Origin of the sequence: Terrabacter aerolatus (genome assembly GCF_007991735.1) — a bacterium.
GTDB classification, from domain to species: Bacteria; Actinomycetota; Actinomycetes; order Actinomycetales; family Dermatophilaceae; genus Terrabacter; species Terrabacter aerolatus.
In genome coordinates this window covers 187,696-211,781 of record NZ_BJYX01000005.1, presented here as the reverse complement: position 1 = coordinate 211,781, position 24,086 = coordinate 187,696, and the positions used below count along the sequence as shown (strand labels likewise).

General features: G+C 72.1%; 19 protein-coding genes. 14 read left to right on the top strand and 5 right to left on the bottom strand.

Translation table 11 applies throughout. The features are described from left to right. Window positions 1–3: 3 nt before the first annotated feature. Both TAE01_RS07160 and TAE01_RS07155 read right to left on the bottom strand, forming a co-directional pair. A complete protein-coding gene (locus TAE01_RS07160) occupies window positions 4–840 on the bottom strand; it encodes a hypothetical protein (RefSeq protein ID WP_147064861.1) in 837 nt (278 codons plus the stop codon). Further along, window positions 837–2,711 (bottom strand): ATP-binding cassette domain-containing protein, encoded by a 1,875-nt coding sequence (locus TAE01_RS07155; RefSeq protein WP_147064859.1) that lies wholly within the window; start codon window positions 2,709–2,711, stop codon window positions 837–839. Before TAE01_RS07155 ends, TAE01_RS07160 begins: the two co-directional genes overlap by 4 nt. 48 nt (window positions 2,712–2,759) lie before the next feature. Between TAE01_RS07155 and TAE01_RS07150 the strand changes: the two genes are divergently transcribed. Continuing rightward, window positions 2,760–3,101: an META domain-containing protein gene (locus TAE01_RS07150; RefSeq protein ID WP_147064857.1), complete on the top strand. Its 342-nt coding sequence runs from the start codon at window positions 2,760–2,762 to the stop codon at window positions 3,099–3,101. A 2-nt stretch (window positions 3,102–3,103) separates the two neighbouring features. Here the strand turns inward: TAE01_RS07150 and TAE01_RS07145 are convergent, their stop codons facing one another. Further along, window positions 3,104–4,342: a pilus assembly protein TadG-related protein gene (locus TAE01_RS07145; protein ID WP_186815080.1), complete on the bottom strand. Its 1,239-nt coding sequence runs from the start codon at window positions 4,340–4,342 to the stop codon at window positions 3,104–3,106. A 182-nt stretch (window positions 4,343–4,524) separates the two neighbouring features. Between TAE01_RS07145 and TAE01_RS07140 the strand changes: the two genes are divergently transcribed. From TAE01_RS07140 to TAE01_RS07130, 3 genes are all read left to right on the top strand, one after another. Then, entirely contained in the window at window positions 4,525–5,025 is a 501-nt protein-coding gene (locus tag TAE01_RS07140) for a DnaJ family domain-containing protein (RefSeq protein ID WP_147064853.1), read from the top strand. Between the two features lie 112 nt (window positions 5,026–5,137). Then, complete coding sequence (locus TAE01_RS07135; protein WP_147064852.1) at window positions 5,138–6,316, top strand: helix-turn-helix domain-containing protein; 1,179 nt, start codon at window positions 5,138–5,140, stop codon at window positions 6,314–6,316. 179 nt (window positions 6,317–6,495) lie between these two features. Next, complete coding sequence (locus TAE01_RS07130) at window positions 6,496–8,277, top strand: NAD(P)/FAD-dependent oxidoreductase (RefSeq protein WP_147064850.1); 1,782 nt, start codon at window positions 6,496–6,498, stop codon at window positions 8,275–8,277. A 40-nt stretch (window positions 8,278–8,317) separates the two neighbouring features. Here TAE01_RS07130 and TAE01_RS07125 read toward each other — a convergent pair whose 3' ends face one another. Continuing rightward, window positions 8,318–9,136 (bottom strand): HAD-IIA family hydrolase, encoded by an 819-nt coding sequence (locus tag TAE01_RS07125; RefSeq protein WP_371860827.1) that lies wholly within the window; start codon window positions 9,134–9,136, stop codon window positions 8,318–8,320. Window positions 9,137–9,311: 175 nt separating this feature from the next. Then, window positions 9,312–10,520, bottom strand: coding sequence for an ROK family transcriptional regulator (locus TAE01_RS07120; protein ID WP_147064847.1), 1,209 nt, complete (start codon window positions 10,518–10,520; stop codon window positions 9,312–9,314). 153 nt (window positions 10,521–10,673) lie between these two features. On the opposite strand from TAE01_RS07120, the gene TAE01_RS07115 reads away from it, so the two are divergent. The 10 genes from TAE01_RS07115 (at window position 10,674) to TAE01_RS07070 (ending at window position 24,078) form a co-directional block, all read left to right on the top strand. Beyond that, a complete protein-coding gene (locus TAE01_RS07115; protein WP_147064921.1) occupies window positions 10,674–12,158 on the top strand; it encodes a sugar ABC transporter ATP-binding protein in 1,485 nt (494 codons plus the stop codon). Further along, window positions 12,155–13,225, top strand: a complete 1,071-nt coding sequence (locus TAE01_RS07110; RefSeq protein ID WP_147064845.1) for an ABC transporter permease — start codon at window positions 12,155–12,157, stop codon at window positions 13,223–13,225. Before TAE01_RS07115 ends, TAE01_RS07110 begins: the two co-directional genes overlap by 4 nt. A gap of 142 nt (window positions 13,226–13,367) precedes the next feature. After that, window positions 13,368–14,429, top strand: coding sequence for a substrate-binding domain-containing protein (locus TAE01_RS07105; RefSeq protein WP_147064843.1), 1,062 nt, complete (start codon window positions 13,368–13,370; stop codon window positions 14,427–14,429). Window positions 14,430–14,534: 105 nt separating this feature from the next. Further along, the gene (locus TAE01_RS07100; RefSeq protein WP_147064842.1) at window positions 14,535–15,767 is read left to right on the top strand and encodes a Gfo/Idh/MocA family protein; all 1,233 of its coding nucleotides are present in this window, start codon (window positions 14,535–14,537) and stop codon (window positions 15,765–15,767) included. A gap of 98 nt (window positions 15,768–15,865) precedes the next feature. Then, window positions 15,866–16,993, top strand: coding sequence for a sugar phosphate isomerase/epimerase family protein (locus TAE01_RS07095; RefSeq protein WP_147064840.1), 1,128 nt, complete (start codon window positions 15,866–15,868; stop codon window positions 16,991–16,993). A 232-nt stretch (window positions 16,994–17,225) separates the two neighbouring features. Beyond that, entirely contained in the window at window positions 17,226–20,486 is a 3,261-nt protein-coding gene (locus TAE01_RS07090; RefSeq protein WP_147064838.1) for a PQQ-dependent sugar dehydrogenase, read from the top strand. Window positions 20,487–20,559: 73 nt separating this feature from the next. Then, window positions 20,560–21,705 (top strand): inositol-3-phosphate synthase, encoded by a 1,146-nt coding sequence (locus TAE01_RS07085; RefSeq protein ID WP_147064836.1) that lies wholly within the window; start codon window positions 20,560–20,562, stop codon window positions 21,703–21,705. After that, window positions 21,687–22,598: an SCO3242 family prenyltransferase gene (locus TAE01_RS07080; protein ID WP_186815079.1), complete on the top strand. Its 912-nt coding sequence runs from the start codon at window positions 21,687–21,689 to the stop codon at window positions 22,596–22,598. The genes TAE01_RS07085 and TAE01_RS07080 overlap by 19 nt, the downstream gene beginning before the upstream one ends. Then, a complete protein-coding gene (locus tag TAE01_RS07075; protein WP_147064834.1) occupies window positions 22,595–23,476 on the top strand; it encodes a sugar phosphate isomerase/epimerase family protein in 882 nt (293 codons plus the stop codon). The genes TAE01_RS07080 and TAE01_RS07075 overlap by 4 nt, the downstream gene beginning before the upstream one ends. Next, window positions 23,473–24,078, top strand: coding sequence for an EboA domain-containing protein (locus tag TAE01_RS07070; RefSeq protein ID WP_147064832.1), 606 nt, complete (start codon window positions 23,473–23,475; stop codon window positions 24,076–24,078). The genes TAE01_RS07075 and TAE01_RS07070 overlap by 4 nt, the downstream gene beginning before the upstream one ends. The last annotated feature ends 8 nt before the right edge of the window (window positions 24,079–24,086 follow it).

Sequence of the window (24,086 nt, the reverse complement as noted above, 5' to 3'; positions counted from 1 at the left end):
GAGCTACCCGACGCCGAGGGATCCGGACCGCACGAGACCGAAGACGCCGACGAGGCAGACGGCCAGCACCGCGATCCACGCCAGGCGGGACAGGCTGGCGAGCGCACGCGTGCGTCGGGCTGCTGCCGCCACGGCCGAGAGGCGCTGGTCGAGCGAGGTGTCCTGCGCCGCGAGGAGAGTCGCCGGGGCGCCGCTGCACCGCACCTCGATGCCGGTCGCGGGGTCGCGTGCGATGTCCTGGAGCCGGTCGGCGACCCGGATCGCCTGCGCGTTGTCCCGCTCGGCGTCCATGCGCGCCCGGAACGCACGACCCGACGCCCAGGCCGGCAAGAGGGCGGCCGGCAGGAGCAGGGTCAGCCACCACGCGATCGACGCGAGGACCCCCGCGAGGGTCACGGTCCCGACGAGGGCCGAGAGGTCGGTCGACAGGCGCAGCCCGGCGTTGCCGAGGTGTCGGGCGTGACGCCGGACCAGCGCGACCCGGTCGGCCATCTCCGGGACCTCGTGGTGCGCGACCGTGGGGATGCCGGCCACGACGCGCAGCACGTGGTCGTGGGCGTAGCGTTCGCCGAGGTCCTCGACGAAGGACCAGACGAGGGGCCACGAGACCGACTGGAGCACCGCGACGACGATCCCGGCGCCCACGAGCCACAGTCCGCTCGTCACCCGCTCCGCGTCCGCCGTCCCGAGCCCGTCGACGACGCGGCCCACGCCGAGCGTGGCGAGCGGCGCCAGCACCGCGGCCAGCACGGAGATGACGAGACCGGCGGCCGCGAGCCACGGCGCGGCCGCCAGGCCGAGCACCAGCCACAGGCGAACCCGCCGCCACAGCGTGCTCATCGGCCCTCCCCGGCGAAGAGCCGCGACGACTGGAGGGAGAAGAGCCGGGCGTACGTGCCACCCGCAGCCATGAGGTCGTCGTGCGAGCCGTCCTCCGTGATGCGTCCGCCCTCGAGCACGACGATGCGCGGGATCGGGCGCAGCACCGAGAAGCGGTGCGACACGACGAGCGAGGTGATGCCGGAGGTCAGGGCGAGCTGGCGCTCGACGAGATGGGCCTCGGACCTGGCGTCGAGCGCCGCCGCCGGCTCGTCGAGGACCATCATCCCCGCACCCCGAGTGAGGCCGAACGCCGCTCGTGCCAGGGCGATTCGCTGCCACTGGCCACCGCTGACGTCCTGGCCGCCGGGGTAGGTCGCGTCGAGGACCGTGTCCCAGCCCGCCCCCAGGCCGACCACGACGTCGAGCGCTCCCGAGCGGGCGGCTGTGACGTCGAGGTCGGCGCGGTCCGTCTCGGCCCACAGCCTGCCCGCGCCCAGCGTCACGTTGTCGCGAGCCGTCAACGGGTAGCGGCAGAACTCCTGCGTCAGCACGGCCACCCGACGCTGCCACCGTGTGACCTCGGCGTCGGACATCGTCGCCAGGTCGACCCCGTCGATCTCGATCCGACCGGTGTCGGGACGCACCGTGCCTGTGAGCAGCCGGATCAGCGTCGACTTGCCCGCCCCGTTGACGCCGACCAGCCCGACGTTCTCGCCGGCACCGATGCGGAGCGAGAGACCGTCGAGCACGGGGACGTCGCGTCCGGCATACGTGAAGGTCACGTCGTGCAGCGTGACGGTGGGCGGGCGCCCGTGCGTGCCCCCGGCAACCGGGGCGTATGCCGTGTGCCCGGGGGTGCGTACGGCCGAATCGACCGGGGGAGTGGGCGACTCGGGCATCGGACGACCGTAGATGCGCTCGGTCTCCCGGAGGTCGGCCAGGATCGCGGCGCCGCGGACGAAGAGGGGCAGTCCGCCGATCTCCGCCTGGGCGAGGAGCAGCACGAGGGGGATCGCGGTCGCGACGGAGCCGACCGCCAGGCCACCTCTGAGCGCCGCCCGGACCACGTGGACGACGACCCCGACGGCGATCGCCGCCCGGATGCCGTCGAGCACGAGGGTCCACACCGAGTTGTGGATGCGTTTGCGCCAGAAGGGCTTCCACGACAACGACATCTGGTCCCAGTAGCGCCTGGCCAGCCAGTCGGCCAGGCCGAAGACGCGCACCTCCTTGGGGGCGAGCCCCGTGGCGAGCCCGAAGGCGTACTCCGCGTGACGCTGGTGCTCGGTGGCGCCGACCCACTGGTCGAGCTCGCGGCGCATGAGGACGGCCCGGATGACGGCCACTTCGAGCGCGGCCGCCACGAGGAGCAGCGCGCTGGGCCAACCGACGACGGCACCGACCGAGACGGTCGCACCGACGACGGTGAGCAGGCCGGTCAGGGCGATGCCGCCCTGCATGAGCCCCTGGTTGATCTCCCACAGCCGCGACCGCACCCGGTGGGCCCGGTCGAGGAAGTCGGGGTCCTCGAGGTGCTGGATCCGTACGGGGGCGACGAAGAGCCGGGTCAGTCGGGCGAGCACGTCCCTCTCGGTGCGCAGGCTGAGGTCCTGGAAGACCGGTTCCTGGGTGCCCGAGACGACGACCTGCGCCGCGAGCACGGCGACGAGCCCACCGAACTCGAGGCCGATGGCGCCGAGGGGGCCTCCGGCCGCCGCTGCCGGGAGGTCGGCGACGAGGCCGCCGACGAGCCACGGCACACCGACCGACACACCGGAGACGAAGAGGGCGTTCACGACGACGAGGACCACCCCGAGCGGGTGCACGCGGAACTGGTGGCGCACGAGTCCGAGCACGTCATCCCCTGTCGTCGTGGACGCTGACCGCATCCGGTCTACCCGACCTCGTCACGGAGCGCACCCGGATAACGTGGTGGCATGGTGGACGAGGTGCTCGCGGGCACGACGTGGGTGGTCGAGCAGGTCGGTGGCGTCGTCACGACAGACCCGAGGCCGCAGCTCTCCTTCGACGCGGAGGGCAGGGTCACCGGTAGCACCGGCGTCAACCGCGTCATGGGCCGCTACGAGGCGGCCGACGGGATGCTCGCGGTCCTCGACGCCGCGACGACCCGCATGGCCGGACCCCCGGAGGCCATGGAGCAGGAGCAGCGCCTGCTCGCCGTCCTGTCCGAGCCGCAGCCCCTCGTCGTCGACGGCGACCATCTCAGGCTCGGCGACGCGGAGACGGTCGCCCTCCTCGCCCGCCCGGCCGGGACCTGAGCTCAGCCGATCATCGAGAGTCGCTGCGGCCCACGGTCGGTGCCGGTGTTGGGCACGGCGTCGACGGGGATGACCGGGGAGACGAACCATCCCCACAGGCAGTTCTTCTCGCCCGCGCACGACTGCGTCGCGCTCCCCGAGGGATCGATCGCCGTGAAGCCGTCGGTGTCGGAGTTGCCCGTGACGTGGAAGCCGGCGAGGTAGAAGGCGGAGACCCCGTCGATGGTGTACTCCGTGTTGGCTCCGCGCCCGTCGACGCTCGTGAAGATCGGGATGTAGACGATCGAGCCGACGCTGGCCCTGAGCACGGCCGGGCAGCCGCTCGGGACGCTGGTGCCGGGCTTGCCTCCGGCCGTGATCGTCCCCTTGTCGCTCGTCAGGTCGACGGAGCACGTCTTCTTCCCGGTCGAGTCGAGCCAGCCGAAGTTGCCCGGTGTGTACTGACCCGGTCCTCCGGAGCCGCACTTCTTCGTCCCGTCGACCTTCTCGTTCTTCGTCTGGAGGATGACCATGCTGACGTACTTCCCGGCGACCGGCACTCGGGGCAGCGGTGAGGTCGCCGGCACGCCGGATCCGTCCAGGGCGTAGGGCGGCGCGGCGGGGAAGTCCGTGCCGTTGGCCGTCGCGTCGTCCCAGGCGCACTGGGACTGCACCACCGGCAGGACGGTGCTCGGGTGGCCGCCGGACCAGCCGACCCGCGCGCACGCCGAGACGGTCGCGCCGTTCCAGCCCAGGGCCTGGGCGAAGAAGGGCTTGAGGACCGTCCCCGTGTCGGCGAGGTCGGTCGACGTGCGGGTCCGGACCTCGACGTAGGGCCCTGTGGACCCGGCCGGTGCCGGCAGGCAGTCGGTGAGTGCCCCCGTCGTGCCCGTGCAGCCGGTGAACCGGTCGGCCCCGACGAACGTGCCAACCGCGCAGACGCGCTGGATGCCGCCGAAGCCGTCGGCGGCGTTGGCGTTCGCGAGCTGCTTGAGGCCCGGCGTGGCCGGGTCGCACGTCGCTCGCTTCGAGGCGCAGTCCTGGGCGAGCGAGAGCGTCGCGGCGTCGGCGCCGTTCTGCAGCTGCCGTCGCTCCCACATCATCGAGCCGATGTCGACGACGAGCGCCAGCATGGCGATGATGACGCCGGTCGAGAAGAGGATCGCGACGAGGGCTGTGACGGCGCCGCGATCCCGTGCAGCCCCTCGGCACTGCACCCGTTGCCGGGCGCGGTACGTCATGAGCCCCCGAAACCCATACATGGATCCCCCGATCCCCATGGATGTCCCCGAGCCCATCTCGGGGCTGCTCCCGACAACGTAGGACATGTCGGCCGGGTCCCGGACGCGGTTCCCGGAGATTCCGGGCGGCGGCGTCCGTCACGCGCCGGGGTTGCCCGGGATCGTCCGGAATGTCGTGGCGCGAATCGGTTAGCGTGAACGACATGACGGGCCAGCCGTACTGGGAGAGTGCCGTGGAGAAGCAGATCCGCGAGGCGCAGGAGCGTGGGGACTTCGACAACCTGCCGGGCGCGGGCAAGCCCCTCGACCTCAGCGACTCGGGCGACCCCGACTGGTGGGTCAAGCGCTTCGCAGCGCGCGAGAACCTCGACCTCGGCGGGGCGCTGCCGGGCGCACTCGCCCTGCGCCAGGAGGCGGCGGGCTACCCGGAGTCGCTCGCCGACGTGCGCACCGAGGCCCAGGTCCGGGAGATCATCGAGGACTACAACAGGCGCGTCCTCGCCGACCGGTTGCGTCCCGCGGTTGGCAACCTGCCGCCGCTCCTCGCCAAGACCCTCGACGTCGACGAGATGGTCGAGGGCTGGCGTCCGCTGCGGGCCGTCGTCGACGAGCGCCAGCGCGAGGCGCGTGAGGCCGCCGCGGCGGCCCGTGCCGCGGCCCTGGCAGCGCGCCCCCCGTGGTGGCGGCGCCTCTTCCGGCGCTGACGGCCCACCCGCACGCGCCCTACCCAAGCGGCCTCCCGTCGTGCCACGATCACGGGAAGCCGTGTCCCCACGCGCACGACGTCGCGTCGGGACACCTGACGCAAAGGTGCGCATGTCCACAGTCCCCGGTCTCGAGGCGGCCCTGACGGCCTTCGAGGACCCTGCCGCCAAGGCCCGGGACCTGCTGCGCCTGCACCGCACCTGGGCGCACACGCACGAGGTGCCCGCCGGCGCTCGCGGCGTCGTCGCGCGGTCGTGGCTGCGACAGAACCCCGAGGGCGACAAGATCTCGACGCCGATCTCCGACGACGCGCTGCTCGCCCGACGCGAGCGGTCGCGGCTGCTCGCCTCCGTCGTCCCGATCCTCAAGGACCGGCTGCTCCCGCTCGCGCACGAGGCCGGCAACGAGCTCGTCATCAGTGACGACGAGGGCTACCCGCTGTGGATGTTCGGGCCGTCGCCGATCCGCCGCCGCAGCGACGGGCTCGGCTTCGTCGAGGGCGCCCGCTGGCGCGAGGGCGACGTCGGCACCAACTCCCTCGGCACCGCGATGGAGGAGCGTCGCCCGGTCCAGATCTTCGGACCTGAGCACGCCCGCGAGGACCAGCACGCCTGGGTGTGCACGAGCGCGCCGATCCTCGACCGGCGTGCCCGTACGCCGCTCGGGGTGGTCACGCTGAGCGGGGCCTTCCGCACCGCGCATCCGCACACGCTCATGCTCGTGACCATGGCCGTGCGCGAGGCCGTCGACACCCTCGCCGGTCAGCACGAACGCGACCTGCGCCGGGTCGCCCGCGCCAGCGAGGCGTATGCCGGGTCGGGGCGTTTCGTCGTCGTCGACCGTCACGGGTGGGTGGCCCGGGCGGAGGGCTACGGCGTGGGCGAGCGGGTCTGGGTGCCGAGCAGCCTGCGCGAGGGCACCGTGTGGGTGCCCGAGATCGGACAGGTCCGCGCCGAGGCGATCACCGGCGGCTGGGTGCTCCACGAGGCGGTCAGTGCCCCGGCGACCGTCGAGGTCGTGCGCCGGCCGAGCCCGCGCATCCTCGTCACGACCGCCGGCTCGACCGTCGAGATCGCCCTGTCCGAGCGGCACGCCGAGATCGTCGCCCTCCTCGCCCGGCACCCCTCCGGCCTCGACACGGCAGGCCTCATGGCCCTGCTCGACGGTGCCACGACGCCCGTGACGATCCGCGCGGAGATGTCGCGCCTGCGCAAACGCCTCGGTGGCCTCATCGAGAGCCGGCCCTACCGGCTCACCACGCGCGCGACGGTGCGGCCCGACGCGACCTGACCACCCGGCATACGCCATCGGTCGCGCACCACCCTGTCGACGAACTGCCCACTCGACGGGAGGGGAGGAAGGGGGAGGGGAGGGAGGGGTAGGGGCTGCAACGTTCTGCAACTCTGTCGGCGCGGTCCGGCCACACCTACCGTCGGCACGACCCCACCACGTGGACGAAGGAGTTGGCGATGGGTGAGCAGCTGACGGCGGGCGAGTGGCTCGGACGGTTCTCCGAGGCACTGGCCTCCGGCGAGGTCGACCGGGTGACCGGTCTCTTCGGCGACGAGTGCTACTGGCGTGACCTGACGAGCATGACGTGGAACCTGCACACGGCCGAGGGGCGCGAGCAGGTCGCCGCCATGCTCTCGGGGGTCGAGCGGGGCGCCTGGCCCACCGACATCGAGGTGACGAGCGAGTCCGAGGCCGACGGGGTCCACGAGGCGTGGTTCACCTTCGGCAACGACACCTTCACCGGCAAGGGGCTCGTCCGCGTCCGCGACGGCCGGGCGTGGACCCTGCTCACGAGCGCGCAGGCGCTCAAGGACCACCCCGAGCCCTCGGGCTCCCGGCGCCCGCGGGGCGCCGAGCACGGCGTCGACGTCTCGACCGAGAACTGGCTCGACAAGCGGCAGCAGCAGGTCGAGTCCTACGGCGTCGACGCGGAGCCCTACGTGCTCGTCGTCGGTGGCGGCCAGGGCGGCATCGGCCTCGCGGCCCGCCTCAAGCGGCTCGGCGTGCCGACGCTCGTCATCGACCGCTACCCACGGCCCGGAGACCAGTGGCGCAGCCGCTACCACTCGCTGTGCCTGCACGACCCGGTCTGGTACGACCACATGCCCTACCTGCCCTTCCCCGACCACTGGCCCGTCTTCACCCCGAAGGACAAGATGGGCGACTGGCTCGAGAGCTACGTCACCGTCATGGAGCTCGACTACTGGAGCAGCAGCGAGGCCACGTCGGCCTCCTTCGACGAGGCCGCCGGCGCGTGGACCGTGCACGTGACCCGCGAGGGTCGAGAGGTCGTGCTCCACCCGGCGCAGCTCGTCCTCGCGACCGGCATGAGCGGCATCCCCAACGTGCCGACCCTGCCGGGCCAGGACGTCTTCCGGGGCGACCAGCACCACAGCAGCAAGCACCCCGGCGGAGCGCGCTACGCCGGCAAGAAGGTCGTCGTCGTCGGCTCGAACAACTCGGCCCACGACATCTGCGCCGACCTGTGGCAGAACGGCGCCGAGCCGATCATGCTCCAACGGTCGAGCACTCACATCGTGCGGTCCGACTCGCTCATGGACAAGGTGCTGGGACCCCTCTACTCCGAGGAGGCCGTCGCCGCCGGGATCGACCACGACACAGCCGATCTCGTCTTCGCGTCGATCCCCTACAAGATCCTCGCCGACTTCCAGCGCCCGGCCTTCGACGCCATCCGCGAGCAGGACAAGGACTTCTACGCCGCGCTCGAGTCGGCCGGCTTCGACCTCGACTTCGGCGACGACGACTCGGGGCTCTTCCTCAAGTACCTCCGACGCGGCTCGGGCTACTACATCGACATCGGCGCCTCCGAGCTCGTCGCCAAGGGCGCGATCCGCCTCGTGCGCGGGCAGGTCGACCACCTCGCCGAGCACGCGGTCGTGCTCACCGACGGCACCGAGCTCGAGGCCGACGCGGTCGTCTACGCCACCGGCTACGGGTCGATGAACGGCTGGGCCGCGCAGCTCATCAGCCAGGACGTCGCCGATGCCGTGGGCAAGTGCTGGGGCCTCGGCTCGGACACGACGAAGGACCCGGGTCCGTGGGAGGGGGAGCTGCGCAACATGTGGAAGCCGACCCGCCAGGACAACCTGTGGTTCCACGGTGGCAACCTGCACCAGTCGCGGCACTACTCCCGCTACCTCGCGCTGCAGCTCAAGGCGCGCCTCGAGGGCATCCCGACACCGGTGTACGCCCTGGCCGAGACGCACCACCTCGCCTGACGGCATGTGTCGTGGTTGCCTCGACGAGCGGCGTTGCGGCTCAGCCCTGCTCGGGTTGCCGGTCCTCGTCGGCGACGAACTGCACGAGGTCGGCGACCGAGTCGACGATGCGGCTGGGCCGGTAGGGGAAGTGCTCGACCTGCTCGCGGCTCGTCGACCCGGTGAGCACGAGCACCGTGCGCAGGCCGGCCTCGAGCCCACTGATGATGTCGGTGTCCATGCGGTCGCCGACCATGATCGTCGTCTCGGAGTGCGCGTCGAGCCGGTTGAGGGCGCTGCGCATCATGAGCGGGTTGGGCTTGCCGATGTAGTAGGGCTGGCGTCCCGTCGCGGTCGAGATGAGGGCGGCGACCGAGCCGGTGGCCGGGAGGGTGCCGGCCGGGCTGGGGCCGCTCGGGTCGGGGTTCGTCGCGATGAAGCGGGCACCCTTCTCGATCAAGCGGATCGCCCGGGTGATCGCCTCGAAGGAGTAGGTGCGCGTCTCACCGAGGACGACGTAGTCGGGGTCGCGGTCGGTCATGACGTAGCCGACGTCGTGCATGGCCGTGGTCAGGCCGGCCTCGCCGACGACGTAGGCCGACCCACCCGGGCGCTGCTCGGCCAGGAACTGCGCCGTCGCGAGGGCCGAGGTCCAGATCGCCCGCTCCGGGACGTCGATGCCGCTCATGAGCAGTCGGGCGCGCAGGTCGCGCGGCGTGAAGATGGAGTTGTTCGTCAGCACGAGGAACGACCGACCCGACTGCTCGAGCGCGGTGATGAACTCCGCGGCTCCGGGGATCGCGTCCTCCTCGTGCACGAGGACGCCGTCCATGTCGGTGAGCCAGGTCTCGACGGGCCGGTGATCGGTCATGTCCACCATTGTGGCCGCAGAGCACGTTCGGCGCGCGTCCCGCCTGGACCGACGAGCGAAGCGAGCGCAGCGAGCCAGCCGAGGAGGGAGGGCGGGACGCAACGGAGCGCCGGACACGCGAGCGCAGCGAGCCAACAGTTCGGAGCGCCGGACACGCGAGCGCAGCGAGCCAACTATTCAGAACTCAGGAGGCGGACTGCCTCGCGATCGCGAGGTCGACGCGGTCGGCCGTCAGGGAGTGCTGGATGACCATGGTCGCCGCACCGATGACGCCGGCCTGGACGCCCGTCGTGGCGGGCACGATCTGGAGCACCCCGGTCGCGAGCGGGAGCGAGCGCCCGTAGACGACCTCGCGGACGCCGGCGATGAGGCTCTCGCCGGCCTGCACGAGCGAGCCGCCGATGACGATGACCGACGGGTTGAGCAGGCTGACGCAGGTGGCCAGCACCTCGCCGATGGTGCGGCCGGCCTGGCGGATCGCGAGGGCCGCTGGGATGTTGCCGCCGCGCACGAGCTCGACGATGTCGGCGTTGGACTCGGCGAGGATGCCGATCTCCTTGAGCGACTTGGAGATCGCCGGTCCGCTGGCCACGGCCTCGAGGCAGCCGATGTTGCCGCACGAGCACAGCACCTCCGGCGCGTGGGGCGCGGCGACGTGCCCGAGGTCGCCGGCGGCGCCGACGGCTCCACGGTGCAGGCGGCCTCCGCTGATGATGCCGGCGCCGATGCCCGTGGCGACCTTGACGAAGAGGAGGTGCTCGACGCCCGGGTGGGCCATCGCGTGCTCCCCGAGCGCCATGATGTTGACGTCGTTGTCGACGAGGACCGGCACGTCGAAGTCGCGCTGGAGGTGTCGCGGCACGTCGTAGCCGTCCCAGCCGGGCATGATCGGCGGCCGCATCGGGCGCCCGCTCGAGTGCTCGACCGGGCCCGGCACGCCGATGCCGATGCCGATGAGCTCGCGCGGCTGGCGCCCCGCCTGCTTGAGCAGGCGCCGGGTCGTGGCGACGAGCCAGTCGAGGACGACCTCGGGGCCGTCGGTGATGTCGAGGCTCTCGCCGATCTCGCAGATGGGTCGACCGCTGAGATCGGTCAGGGCGACCCGGCCGTGCGTGGCGCCGATGTCGGCCCCGACGACGACCCGCGCCTCGGGGTTGAAGGCGAAGCGCACGGGCGGGCGGCCGCCGGTGCTGACCGCCTCGCCACTCGGGGCGAGCAGCCCCGTCGCGAGCAGCGCGTCGACGCGGGCGCCGACGGTCGAGCGGGCCAGCCCGGTCAGCTTGGCGAGCTCGGCACGGGTGCGCGGGGTCTCGTCACGCAGCAGCTGGAGCAGCTCGCCGGCGCCACTGACGGCACTGGCGGCATACGCGGACGACGTTGACTCTTGACGCACCCTTCAAGTCAAGCACACGCATCTTCCGTATGTCATGCAACAGGCTTTGTCGTGTCCAGAGAAAACTTTTGCTTGACGTGCCGACAAAAGTGGGTCACGGTGTGACGCATGGAATCTCGACGGCGAGATGGAGCCGACGCACCGCTGCTGCGAATGGCCAACGTGGTCAAGCGTTTTCCGGGGGTCGTCGCCCTCGGCGGCGTCGACCTCGACGTGCTTCCCGGCGAGGTGCACTGCCTGCTCGGCCAGAACGGCGCGGGCAAGAGCACGCTCATCAAGGTGCTCGCCGGCGTGCACGAGCCCAACGAGGGCACCATCGAGTGGCTCGGAGAGCCGGTCACCCTGCACCACCCGCAGGCCGCCATGGACCTCGGCGTCGCGACGATGTACCAGGAGCTCGACCTCGTCGAGGGGCTCACCGTCGCCGAGAACATCTTCCTCGGTCACGAGCCCACCCGGTTCGGGTTCTCGCAGCGCCCCGCGGCCCGCCGCGAGGCCGCCGCGCTGCTCGCGCGTCTCGGCCACCCCGAGATCTCGCCCGCCGCCGAGGTCGGCACCCTCTCGGCCGCCTCGTGCCAGATCGTCAGCATGGCCCGCGCCCTCTCCCGCGACGCGCGGCTCATCATCATGGACGAGCCCTCCGCGGTGCTCGACGCCGGCGAGGTCGACCAGCTCTTCCGGGTCATCCGCGAGGTCACCGACCAGGGCGTTGCCGTCGTCTACATCTCCCACCGCCTCGAGGAGATCCGCGAGATCGGCGACCGGGTCACCGTGCTCAAGGACGGCAGGACCGTGGCCACCGGCCTCGACGCGCGGTCGACGCCGACGCAGGAGCTCATCCGCCTCATGACGGGCCGCTCGATCGAGTACGTCTTCCCGCCCAAGCCCGCGGTCGACGCCGGCGCCGAGCCGGTGCTGCGGGTCGAGGGACTCGCCCGGCCCGGGGAGTTCGCGGCGGTGTCGTTCGACGTGCGGCCCGGGGAGGTCGTCGGACTCGCCGGCCTCGTCGGCTCCGGCCGCTCCGAGATCGTCGAGACGATCTTCGGGGCCCGCAAGGCCACGATCGGCACCGTCCGGGTCGGCGGCCGGGCGGTGCGCGGCGGTTCCGTCGCTGCAGCGGTCGCCGCCGGCATCGGCCTCTGCCCCGAGGAGCGCAAGAGCCAGGCTCTCGTGCTCGGTGCCTCGCTCGCTTCGAACATCACCCTCGCGACGCTGCCCCGCTTCTCCCGCGGCGGCCTGCTCGACGGCTCCGCCGAGGTCGAGGCGGCCGAGGAGCTGCTCGAGTCGCTCGACGTCCGACCGCGGGGTGTGCACCGCGAGTCGCGCACCCTGTCCGGCGGCAACCAGCAGAAGGTCGTCCTGGCCCGCTGGCTGCTGCGCGGCTGCAAGGTGCTCCTGCTCGACGAGCCGACCCGGGGCGTCGACGTCGGGGCCCGCTCCGAGATCTACGCCCTGATCCGTCGCCTCACCGACGAGGGCGTCGCCGTCGTCGTCGTCTCCAGCGAGATCCCCGAGGTGCTGGGGCTGTCCAACCGGGTGCTGGTTCTCGCCGACCGCACCGTCCGTCACGAGGGGCCGGCCGACGAGCTCGACGAGCACGCCGTCCTCGACATCATCCTGAAGGGAGACGCGGCATGAGCGCCGACGTCACGAAGGTCGACCGGGCAGGGGAGCCGGTCGTCGCAGACAGCCCGCCGAGCGGTCCGCCGGTCGGCGGCCCCACGGCTGGTCGCCACGGAGGTCTCGCCGGCCTCCTCAGCGGTCCGGCCGGACGCAGCGCGGGACTCGTCCTCGCCCTCGTGCTGCTCGTCGTCGTCGGCATCATCACGGCCGGTGACCGCTTCGCCAGCCCCGAGAACGCCCTGACGATCCTGCGCCTCGGCTCGGTCATCGGTGTCGTCAGCGTCGGCATGACCTTCGTCATCTCGGGCGGCGGCATCGACCTGTCGGTGGGCGCCATCGTCGCGCTGTCCTCGGTCTGGGCCACGACCGTGGCGACCCAGACCATGGCCGCGAACTACCACTGGATCGTCATGGTCGTCGCCGCTCTCGTCGTCGGGGGCGTCTGCGGGCTCGTCAACGGGGTGCTCGTCGCCTACGGCCGGATGGCGCCCTTCATCGTGACCCTGGCCATGCTCGCGGCAGCCCGCGGCCTGGCCGAGCTCATCGCGAAGCGGCGCACCCAGATCGTCCGCGAGCGCGGCTTCATCGACTTCTTCGGCGGCAGCGTGCTCGGCATCCCGGTGCTCGTCATCATGTTCGCGATCGTCGCCGTCGCCGGCTGGGTGCTCCTCAACCGCACCACCTTCGGTCGGCGCACGCTCGCCATCGGCGGCAACCCCGAGGCGGCCCGTCTCGCCGGCATCCGCGTCCAGCACCAGACGATGTACCTCTACATCCTGCTCGGCGTCGCCTGCGGCATCGCGGCCGTCATGCTCATGGCCCGCACGACGACCGGCACGTCCACCCACGGCACGCTCTACGAGCTCGACGCGATCGCCGCCGTCGTCATCCGCGGCACGCTCCTCAGCGGTGGCCGCGGCACCGTCGTCGGCACCGTGCTCGGTGTCCTCATCTTCACGACGCTCACCAACGTCTTCACCCTCAACAACCTCGACACCTCGACGCAGGCGGTGGCCAAGGGGGCCATCATCGTCGCCGCCGTCCTGCTCCAGCAGCGGGTCTCCCGCACGAGGTCGACCTAGCCGTCCCCCGGTCGATCGGGGGATCGACCGGGCAGCCGGATGCGTCGACAGCACATCGCACCACCAGCCACACCAACTCACACAGCACCACCCCTCACCACCCGCACAGGCAGCAACCCTCACCGCTCACATAGGAGTCAGCGTGTCCGCATCACTCTCCCGTCCGACCCAGCGCGTCGCCGTCCTGGCGCTCACCATGAGCGCGGCCCTCGTCGCCGCGGGGTGCACGAGCAACGACCCGGCGACCACTCCGGCGGCGTCGACCCAGTCGGCAGCGGGCAACGCCGCGAGCGACAACGACGCCCCGGGCAAGAAGGTCGTCATCGGCTTCTCCGGCCCGGCCGCCGACCACGGCTGGCTCGCGGCGATCAACAACTCGGCGCTCGCCGAGGCCAAGAAGTACAGCGACGTCGAGCTCAAGGCGGCCGAGGGCACCAACGACGCCAGCGCGCAGATCGCCCAGATCGAGACCTTCATCAACGACAAGGTCGACGCCATCGTCCTGCTCCCGACCGACGGCGCAGCCCTCACCGAGATCGCGACCAAGGCCATGCAGGCCGGCATCCCCGTCATCAACGTCGACCGCGAGTTCTCGAGCCCGTTCGCCGCGCGGGCCACGGTGCTCGGCGACAACTACGGCATGGGCGTCTCGGCCGGCACCTACGCCTGCAAGCTCGTCAAGGACAAGAGCCTCACCAACCCGGTCATCGCCGAGATCGCCGGCATCGACGCCCTCCCGCTGACGCAGGACCGGAGCAAGGGCTTCGCCGACGCCCTCAAGGCGTGCAACCAGACGGTCGACAACCGCGTCGCGGCCGAGTTCACCGTCGAGTCGGGCGAGAAGCAGGCCTCGAACCTGCTCCAGGCCGCCCCGAAGATCGACATCCTCTGGAACCACGACGACGACCAGGGTGTCGGCGTCATGGCCGCCCTCGACCAGGCGAACCGCCACGAGATGGCCTTCATCGGCGGTGCCGGCTCGGCCAACGCGATGCGGTGGATCAAGGAGGGCAAGATGGAGGCGACCGTCATCTACCCGCCCACCCAGGCGGCCGACGGCATCAAGCTCGCGCGCCTCGTCGCGCAGGGCAAGGGCATCAGCGACCTCGTCCAGGTCGAGGTCCCGAGGCGCGTCGTCCTCAACGCGCCCGTCGTCAACAAGGCGAACGTCGACCAGTACCTGCCGCTCGGCTTCGAGTCCTGACGGGACGGCGCCCACGCCCGCACGCCGGTGCGTGGGCGCCACCCCTCAGGACGCACCAGAACCGGACGCCATGCAGCACACCCCCACGTCGGATGTGAGGACGTCATGACCACACCCAGCAAGCCCACCCTCGGGGTCGGGATGATCGGCTACGCCTTCATGGGCCGCGCCCACTCCCAGGCCTGGCGCAACGCCGGCAGCTACTTCGACGTGCCGGCCGTGCCGAGCCTGGTCGCCGTCGCGGGGCGCAACGAGGCCGCGGCGCGCGACACCGCCGACCGCTTCGGGTGGGCGGGCGTCGAGACCGACTGGCGGCGCCTGCTCGATCGGGACGACATCGACGTCATCGACATCTGCACGCCCGGCGACACCCACGCGGAGATCGCGGTCGCCGCGCTCGAGGCCGGTAAGCACGTGCTGTGCGAGAAGCCCCTTGCGAACTCGGTCGGGGAGGCCGAGGCCATGGTCGCCGCCGCCGAGGCGGCCCGGGCCAGGGGCGTCCGCTCGATGGTGGGCTTCACCTACCGTCGGGTCCCGGCCATCGCGTATGCCCGTCGTCTCGTCACCGAGGGACGCCTCGGCCGCATCCTCCACGTCCGCGGCGCCTACCTGCAGGACTGGCTCGTCGACCCGGCGTCGCCCCTGACGTGGCGCCTGCAGAAGGAGCGCGCCGGCTCCGGGGCCCTCGGCGACATCGGGGCGCACATCGTCGACCTCGCCCAGTTCGTGACGGGGGAGCGGCTGACGGGGGTCTCGGCCCTCACCGAGACGTTCGTGCGCGAGCGGCCCGTGGCCGACCCGTCGAGCGTCGGGACCGGCGGCATCAGCGCCACGGCCGCCCTCAACGGCTCGGCGACCACCGGCCTCGTGACCGTCGACGACGCGGCCGTGCTCGTCTCGAGGATGAGCGGGGGCGCGCTCGCGACGTTCGAGGCGACGCGCTTCGCCAACGGCCGCAAGAACGCGATCCGCCTGGAGGTCAACGGGACCGACGGGTCGATCGCCTTCGACTTCGAGGACATGAACGTCCTGCACGTCTTCGACGGTCGCGTCCCGAGCCGCGACGCCGGCTTCACCCGGGTGCTCGTCACCGAGTCCACCCACCCCTACGTGGCGGCCTGGTGGCCGCCCGGACACGTGCTCGGCTACGAGCACGGCTTCACCCACCAGGCGGTCGACCTCGTCACCGCCATCGCCGAGGGCGCCGACCCTCGTCCTTCCTTCTCCGACGGGCTCCAGGTGCAGCGGATCCTGTCGGCGGTCGAGACCAGCGTGGAGCGGGAGGGGTCCTGGACCCCGATCGACGGGGCCCACGCGACGTCGCCGGCCATGTCCTGAACGTCGCGGGGGCGGGCCCGACCTTCCTGTCGGACAAGAGGATCCGGTTCGCCGCCGCAACGTCAAGTCTCTGTCACCCCCCGAAGGAGCACGCTCACATGCAGCACGACAACGACGTCAACCCGCTCAAGCTCGTCAGCAAGCTCGGCCTCAACCGTCGCCAGTTCTTCGCCGCCACGACCGGCATGGCAGCCGCAGTGGCCGTGACCGGCGCGGCAGCCGCGCAGGCCGCCCCGGGCGCCCCGGGCGCCAACGGCGTCCTCATCCCCGCGCCCCGCCGCGGGATCATCCTCTACACCGTCCGCGACGCCGTCAGCCGCAACCCGCTGACCTCGCCCTACGCCTCCGGTTTCAAGGAGGTCCTGACCGAGCTGTCCTCGATCGGCTACCGCCAGATCGAGTTCGCCGGTCTCACCCAGAACGCCAACGCGGAGGGCGGTGCGAACCTCAACAACGTCGCCGGCGCCACCCTGCTGCGCTCGTGGCTCGACGACCTCGGCCTGCAGGCCGAGGGCAACCACGGCTCCGTCCCGTCGACCATCACCGACGCCAACATCGCGGCGTTCGACACGGCCTGCGAGATCGCCAACATCCTCGGCATGGGCCACATCGGCACCGGCAGCGACCCGACGAGCAGCGCCTACGTCGCCGACTGGGAGGCCGCCGCCGCACGGTGGGACTTCTACGGCGAGCGGGCCTCGCGCCACGGGCTCAAGCTCTACACGCACAACCACGACATCGCCTACAGCTTCCTGCTCGACAGCGGGCCGCTCGACGCGACCGGCCGGCCGACCCGGTCCTCCGGCGTGCGTCGTCTCGAGTACTTCCTCGCCAACACCGACCCGAAGCACGTCTACCTCGAGATGGACATCTACTGGGCCCACGTCGCGCAGTACAAGCACAAGACGTACACCGCCCCGGACGGCTCGGTCGTGACCTCGATCTTCGACCCCGCAGCGGTCGTCGCCGCCCAGACGAAGCGCTTCCCGCTCTTCCACGCCAAGGACGGCAAGATCGACACGACGCAGGCCAACGGCTACGTCATGGCCCCCTTCGGCCAGGGCGACATCGACTACTCGACGTTCCTGCGTCGCGTCGGCGCCAAGGGCTCGCACAACCCGATGTGGGAGATGGACACCGCCCCGGGCAACGCGACCACCGCTCCGAACCAGTCGATGGAGCTCTCGAAGGTCAGCTACGACGGGATGGCCGCGCTGCGCGGCTGACCCGCCACCCCCGGAACGCACGTCGACCGCCACACGCCGGCGGCCGGCATACCCCGGAAACACCGGGACCCGGGGAGTGCAGATGCCGTTGCAGCGGCGCACTCCCCGGGGACCGGCTTCGCCCGTCTCTGTCAAGAAGGACGTACCGATGAATGCTACTTCCCGTTCCAGGGCGAGGAGGCTGGTTGCCACAACTGCGGCAGCCGTCCTCGCCTGCACGGCGCTCGGCGCCGTGGCCACCCTCCCGGCCTCGGCCCACGACGGTGTCGACCACGGCACCGAGCCGGCCCTCGACTGGTCCAACTACGAGAAGATCACGCTCACCAAGGACACCGGTGAGCCGATCGACATGGCCGTGCTGCCCGACCGACGGGTGCTCACCACGGCCCGCAACGGCGACGTGCGACTCGTCGACCCCGACTCGGACGTCACGAAGGTCGTCAACACGCTGTCCGTCTACAACAACTCCGAGGACGGCCTGCAGACCGTCACCCTCGACCCCGACTTCCAGACGAACAAGTGGGTCTACCTCTACTACGCGCCCAAGACGATGACGGCGCCGTACATCGCCTCGACCCCGACGGGCTCGGCGCCCAACAGCCTGCCCGCCGGTGCGGACGCGTCGTACTGGGACCAGTGGAAGGGCTACAACCAGCTGAGCCGCTTCCGGTGGGACGACGCGAGCAACAAGCTCGACCTCGCGAGCGAGCAGGTCATCATCAAGGTCGAGACCCAGCGCGGCCAGTGCTGCCACGTCGCCGGCGACGTCGACTTCGACGACAAGGGCAACCTCTACCTCTCGACCGGTGACAACACGCCCGCCAGCGCCCCCGGCGCCAACGGCTTCGCGCCGAACAACAACGCACCCGGCTTCAACCCCGGCTTCGACTCCCGACGCGGCGCCGGCAACACGAACGACCTGCGCGGCAAGATCCTGCGCATCCACCCCGAGGCCGACGGCTCCTACACGATCCCGGCGGGCAACCTCTTCGCGCCGGGCACCGCCAAGACCCGACCCGAGATCTTCGTCATGGGCGTGCGCAACCCGTTCCGCATCGACGTCGACCCGGTGACGAACTCGGTCTCGTGGGGTGACTACGGTCCCGACGCGGGCGCTCCCGACCCGCAGCGCGGCCCGATGGGCTACGTCGAGTGGCAGACCACGGCCATCGACAAGCCGATCAACGGCGGCTGGCCCTACTGCCACGGCCCCAACGCCAACTACAACGAGTGGAACTTCGCGACGGCGACGCCCGGACCGTGGTTCGACTGCAACGCCGGAGCCAAGAACAACTCCACGTGGAACACCGGGCTCGCCCAGGTGCCGCCGGCGACCGCGCCGACGCTCTACTACGGCGACAACAACACGCACCAGCCGTGGCCCGAGCTGACCGACTTCGACCCGCAGGGTGGCCAGGGCCCGATGGGCGGTCCCGTCTACCACTACGACGCGAACAACCCGTCGACGACGAAGTTCCCGGCCCACTGGGACAAGAAGGCGTTCTTCGCCGAGTTCTCGCAGGACTACCTCGCCGTCTTCGACGTGCAGTGGCCGAACGGACCCGTCGACCACATCCAGCACTTCCTGCCCAACAAGGACCTCGAGACGAACGGCCAGCCGATCACCGACAGCCCGATCGACATCGAGTTCGGGCCGGACGGCTCGCTCTACGTCCTCGACTACGGCGACGGCTTCTTCCGTCAGAACCCCGACGCAGGCCTCTACCGCATCGACTACTCGCCCGGGCACAAGGCGCCGCAGGCCAGCATCAAGGCCACCCCGGCGAGCAGCAGCACCGCGCCGCTCACGGTCGCCTTCGACGCGTCCGGCTCGGTCGACCCCGAAGGTGGGGCCCTCACCTACGAGTGGGACTTCAACGGTGACGGCACCTTCGACGCCACCGGTGCCACGGCGAGCTTCACCTACACCGAGCTCGGCAAGTACACCGCGCGTCTTCGGGTCACCGACCCGCAGGGCCGTCGCGGCCTGACGAGCACGTCGATCAGCGTCGGCAACGTCGCGCCGACCGTCACCATCGCGACCCCGCCCAACGGTGGCTTCTTCGACTGGGGCCAGGCCGTGCCGTTCGACGTCAAGACGTCCGACCCCGAGGACGGCACCGCGACGGTGTGCTCCCGTGTCAGCTGGACCTTCGGTCTGGGACACGACGCGCACGCCCACCCGCTGAGCCAGGGCACGGGCTGCCAGTTCGCGATCCCGACCCCGGCCGACGCGACCCAGCACGGCGAGACCGAGAACATCTTCGGCGTCGTCGTCATCACCTACACCGACAACGGCGCCAACGGCCTGCCCGGTGCGACGACGACCGAGCAGCTGATCCTCAACCCCAAGAAGCAGGAGGCCGAGTGGGCCGACGCGACGCAGGGTGTGGAGATCACGGCCGACACGACGGCGAGCGGCCTGCGCAAGGTCACCTCGTTCGACGCCGGTGACTGGCTGGCCTGGGACCCGGCGAACCTCGTCGGCGTCACGGGCGTGACCGCCCGCGCCACCGGCACCGGCACCCTGTCGCTGCGATGGAACTCGCCGACGGCCGCTCCCTTCGGGACCGTCGCGGTGAACGGCTCCGGCTGGACCGACACGGCAGGGAGCCTGTCGTCGAAGCCGAGCGGCACCGGCAAGCTCTACGTCACCTCGACCGGTGGCGTCGTGCTCGACTCGCTGACCTTCGTGGGCAACGGCGTCGCCGACGTCACGCCTCCGACGGTGTCGGCGACCCTGAACCCGGCGACGCCGAACGGGGCGAACGGCTGGTACACGAGCAACGTCACCGTGACGGTCACCGCGACCGACAACGGCACGGTCGCCTCGCGCCAGCGCTCCACCGACGGCGGCACGACCTGGGTCAACGCCAACACCGCGCTGACGGTCTCGACCGAGGGCACGACCACCGTGCTCTACCGGGCCACCGACAACGGCGGCAACGTCAGCCAGGTCGGCTCGGTGACGGTCAAGCTCGACAGGACGGCACCGACCGTGACCGTCTCCGGTGCCGCCGAGGGTGCCTCGGTCGGCAATTCCGGCGACCTCACCTGGACGGCGACCGACGCCACGAGCGGCATCGACACCGTGACGGCGACCGTCGACGGCAACCCCGTCGCGGCCGACAAGCCGCTCGCGCTCTGGCGGCTCCCGCTCGGCAGCCACACGCTCGTCGTCACGGCCACCGACAAGGCCGGTCTCGCCACGACGACGACGAGGACGTTCACGACGACGACCTCGGTCGGCACGCTGACGGCGCTGACGGAGCGGCTGGCCCGCGAGGGCCTCGTCACCCCGGCGGGCGAGAAGGAGCTCGAGAAGCGGCTCCAGCAGGCGGAGAAGCACATCGCCGGCGGTCGCACAACCGCAGCGGTCTCGCAGCTCCAGGGCTACGTCGACGCGGCGAAGTCCAGCAGCAACGTCCGTGACGCGGCGGCCTCGGCCGCCCTGCAGCGCGACGCCAACGCGGTCATCGCCTCGCTGCGCTGACCGATCCCGGTGACCGGCGGCGGGTCCCCCCAGCCCGCCGCCGGTCACCGGCCCCACACTCGAGGAGAAGAACATGACGGACGAACGAACCGGCCTCTGGCTCATCGGGGCCCGCGGCTCCGTCGCGACGACGGTCGCGGCCGGCCTGGCCCTCATCACCGCGGGTGGCGCCGCTCCCGACGGCCTCGTCACCGAGCAGCCGGAGCTGGCCGGAGCCCACCTCGTGCCGCTCGGCCATCTCGTGCTCGGCGGCCACGACGTCACCGACGTGCCGCTGGTCAAGCGGGCCGCCCAGCTCGCCGACGCCGGGGTCATCCCGCACGCGGCGCTGGCCCTCGTCTCTGACGAGCTCGACCGCACGTGCCACCGCATCCGGCACGGTCACCGGGACGGCGAGGAGCGGCAGGCGGACGCCGTCGAGCGCCTCGCCGGAGACATCCGTGCCTTCGCCGAGGCCGAGTCCCTCGCCCGTGTCGTGGTCGTCAACGTCAGCTCCACCGAGCCCGTCGTCGTCGCCCACCCCGCGCACGCCGCCCTCGACGCTCTCGAGCAGGCCTGGGCCGCAGGGGAGTCGCCCCTGCCGGCAAGCTCGGTGTATGCCGCGGCGGCCTTCACCGCGGGTGCCGCCTTCGTCGACTTCACCCCGTCGACCGGCGCCCGCCTCCCCGCGCTGGAGCAGCTCGCGCAACGACACGGCGTCCCGTGGGGCGGCAGCGACGGCAAGACCGGCGAGACGCTCGTGAAGTCGGTGCTCGCGCCGATGTTCGCGGCGCGCTCGCTCCGGGTCCGCTCGTGGGCCGGCACCAACCTGCTCGGTGGTGGGGACGGTGCGACGCTCGCCGACCCCGAGGCCATGGAGAGCAAGGCCCGCAGCAAGGCGCGCGGGCTCGAGGCGATGCTCGGTCACCCGGTCGACGGCCCCGTCCACATCGACAACATCGCCGACCTCGGCGACTGGAAGACGGCGTGGGACCACCTGACCTTCTCCGGGTTCCTCGGCACCCGGATGTCGATGCAGTTCACGTGGCAGGGCTGCGACTCGAGCCTCGCCGCCCCGCTCGTCATCGACCTCGCCCGGCTGCTCGACCTCGCCGCCCGGCGCGGGGAGACCGGCCCCCTCCCGGCCCTCGGCTTCTTCTTCAAGGACCCGGTGGGGTCGGACGAGCACCGCCTCTTCGAGCAGCACCGCATCCTGACGGAGTGGGCGACGGCGTCGTGACGTCCCTGCGCGACCTCGCGGAGCTGGTGCGCGCGCCGGCGGCCCTCACCGTGCCCGGCGACACCCTCGCGGGCGCGGCGAGCGCGGGCTGGCCGGCCGGCCCGCGGTCGGTGGCGCTCCCGGTCGCGTCGACGTGCCTCTACTGGGCGGGCATGGCGCTCAACGACTGGGCCGACCGCCGGCTCGATGCCGTCGAGCGACCGGAGCGGCCCATCCCGTCGGGTCGCGTGCCGGCCCGCACCGCGCTGGCGGTCGCCGCCGGCCTCACCGTGGCCGGGGTGGCGGTGGCCGGCGTCGGAGGGGGACGCCGGTCCGCCGCCACGGCGGCGGTGCTCGCCGCCGCCGTGTGGGCCTACGACCTCGCCCCCAAGGAGGGCCCCGTCAGCGTCGCGACGATGGCCTCGACGCGCGGGCTCGACGTGCTCCTCGGAGCGAGTGCGGGCGGCCTCCCCGGCCTGCGTGCGGCCGCGCTTCCCGCGGCGCTCGTCGCGGCCCACACCGCAGGGGTGACGGCCCTCAGCCGTGGCGAGGTGCACGGTGGGTCGAGCGACGTGGCGCGGGCCTGCGTCGCGGCCACGGCCGTCGTCGCCGGCGCCACAGCGGCCCGACACGTTTCGGTGACCGGGCGAGCCCGCGCCGCAGGGCCGTTCGGCGTCGCCGCCTCCCTCGCGTTGACGGGGTGGTATGCCGTGAGCGTCCTCGGCGCCCAGCTGTCCACCGTGCGCAGCCCTGACGCCGGCACCGTCCGACGCGCCACCGGGGCCGGGATCCGGGGGCTCGTGCCGCTGCAGGGTGCGGCGCTCGCGGCGGCGGGCCACCCCGGGGCGGCACTCGGGCTCGCCGCCTCGGCGCCGGTCGGGGCCGCGGCCATGCGAAGGGTGTCGGCCACATGAGCCTGCGCTTCGGCTACGGCCTCAACGGCTTCACCGACCACCGCCTGGCCGACGCCGTGGCGGTGCTGGCCGACCTCGGCTACGACGGGGTCGCCCTGACCCTCGACCATGCCCACCTCGACCCCTTCGCGCCCGACCTGGCCGCCCGCACGAGGGAGGTCGCCGGCCTGCTCGAACGCCACGGGCTCGGTGTCGTCGTCGAGACCGGCGCCCGCTACGTGCTCGACCCCCGGCGCAAGCACGAGCCCACGCTCGTCTCCGACCAGGGGCGCGAGCGCCGGATCGAGCTGCTGGAGAGGGCGATCCGGGTGGCGGCCGACCTCGGCGCGCCCGCCGTGTCGTTCTGGAGCGGCATCGCACCCGCTGCGGCAGGTCGCGACGAGCTGTGGTCGCGCGTCGAGGCCGCCGTGTCCCGCCTGCTGCCTCAGGCGGACGCGCACGGCGTCGACCTCGCCCTCGAGCCGGAGCCCGGGATGTTCGTCGAGCGGGTCGCCGACGTGCTCGAGCTGCGACGCCGGCTCGGCGCACCCGAGCGGCTGCGCCTCACCATCGACGTCGGGCACCTCCGCTGCACCGAGGACGCCGACCCTGCCGCCTGCGTGCTCGGCGCCGGTGACCTCCTCGCCAACGTCCAGATCGACGACATGCGGCGCGGCGTGCACGAGCACCTGCCCCTCGGCGACGGCGAGGTGGACTTCCCGCCGGTGCTCGCTGCGCTGGCCGCTGTCGAGTTCACCGGCCTCGTCGCCGTCGAGCTGCCGCGCCACTCGCACGCCGCGCCGACCCTCGCGGCCGCCAGCCTCGACTTCCTGCGCGACGCCGAGCGCGCAGCGCAGGACCCGGACCGCACGCGACGACCCCAGGAGGTGGGCCGATGAGCCCGACGACCAGCACGACCACCGCCGACGCCCTCGAGCAGGTGCGGACCGACCCCGGCAGCATCGACCGGCACTTCGCCGCCGCCGCGCGCACCGCAGCCCGCGAGGGTCTCGACGGCGACGCGACGCGTGAGGCGCTGCTGCTCGCGGTCCCGGGCGACACGGCATACGTCATCGGTGTCGTGCGACGCCTCTACGACCACGGCGATGCCGCCGAGCGACGGGCCGTGCTGCTCGCGCTGCCCGCCCTCGACGCACTCGACCGTCCTGCCGCGATCGGCGACGGAGCGCTCCCGATCGTGCGAGACGCCCTGCGCACCAACGACACCCGCCTCGTCGCAGCAGCCGTCGGGCCGTATGCCGCCACCCACCTCGACGACGACACGTGGCGTCAGGCCGTGCTCAAGGTGCTCTTCACCGGAGTCCCGGTCGAGCAGGTCGCCGGCCTCGCCGACCGCGCCGACGACGAGCTCGCCCGGATGGTGCGCGACTACGCCGCCGAGCGGGAGGCCGCCGGACGGGTGGTGCCCCCGGACGCTCGCACCGTCCTCGCCGTCACCGAGGGGCGAGACCCCCACACCCGCCCCCACCGAGCCCACTGAGGAGCAGC

Coding starts and splice junctions, on each gene's coding strand:
- TAE01_RS07095 (WP_147064840.1), top strand. CDS start 15,866: ATGCAGCACGACAACGACGTCAACCCGCTCAAGCTCGTCAGCAAGCTC.
- TAE01_RS07075 (WP_147064834.1), top strand. CDS start 22,595: ATGAGCCTGCGCTTCGGCTACGGCCTCAACGGCTTCACCGACCACCGC.
- TAE01_RS07145 (WP_186815080.1), bottom strand. CDS start 4,342: ATGTATGGGTTTCGGGGGCTCATGACGTACCGCGCCCGGCAACGGGTG.
- TAE01_RS07125 (WP_371860827.1), bottom strand. CDS start 9,136: ATGGTGGACATGACCGATCACCGGCCCGTCGAGACCTGGCTCACCGAC.
- TAE01_RS07085 (WP_147064836.1), top strand. CDS start 20,560: ATGACGGACGAACGAACCGGCCTCTGGCTCATCGGGGCCCGCGGCTCC.
- TAE01_RS07135 (WP_147064852.1), top strand. CDS start 5,138: ATGTCCACAGTCCCCGGTCTCGAGGCGGCCCTGACGGCCTTCGAGGAC.
- TAE01_RS07070 (WP_147064832.1), top strand. CDS start 23,473: ATGAGCCCGACGACCAGCACGACCACCGCCGACGCCCTCGAGCAGGTG.
- TAE01_RS07130 (WP_147064850.1), top strand. CDS start 6,496: ATGGGTGAGCAGCTGACGGCGGGCGAGTGGCTCGGACGGTTCTCCGAG.
- TAE01_RS07140 (WP_147064853.1), top strand. CDS start 4,525: ATGACGGGCCAGCCGTACTGGGAGAGTGCCGTGGAGAAGCAGATCCGC.
- TAE01_RS07115 (WP_147064921.1), top strand. CDS start 10,674: ATGGCCAACGTGGTCAAGCGTTTTCCGGGGGTCGTCGCCCTCGGCGGC.
- TAE01_RS07160 (WP_147064861.1), bottom strand. CDS start 840: ATGAGCACGCTGTGGCGGCGGGTTCGCCTGTGGCTGGTGCTCGGCCTG.
- TAE01_RS07110 (WP_147064845.1), top strand. CDS start 12,155: ATGAGCGCCGACGTCACGAAGGTCGACCGGGCAGGGGAGCCGGTCGTC.
- TAE01_RS07100 (WP_147064842.1), top strand. CDS start 14,535: ATGACCACACCCAGCAAGCCCACCCTCGGGGTCGGGATGATCGGCTAC.
- TAE01_RS07150 (WP_147064857.1), top strand. CDS start 2,760: ATGGTGGACGAGGTGCTCGCGGGCACGACGTGGGTGGTCGAGCAGGTC.
- TAE01_RS07155 (WP_147064859.1), bottom strand. CDS start 2,711: ATGCGGTCAGCGTCCACGACGACAGGGGATGACGTGCTCGGACTCGTG.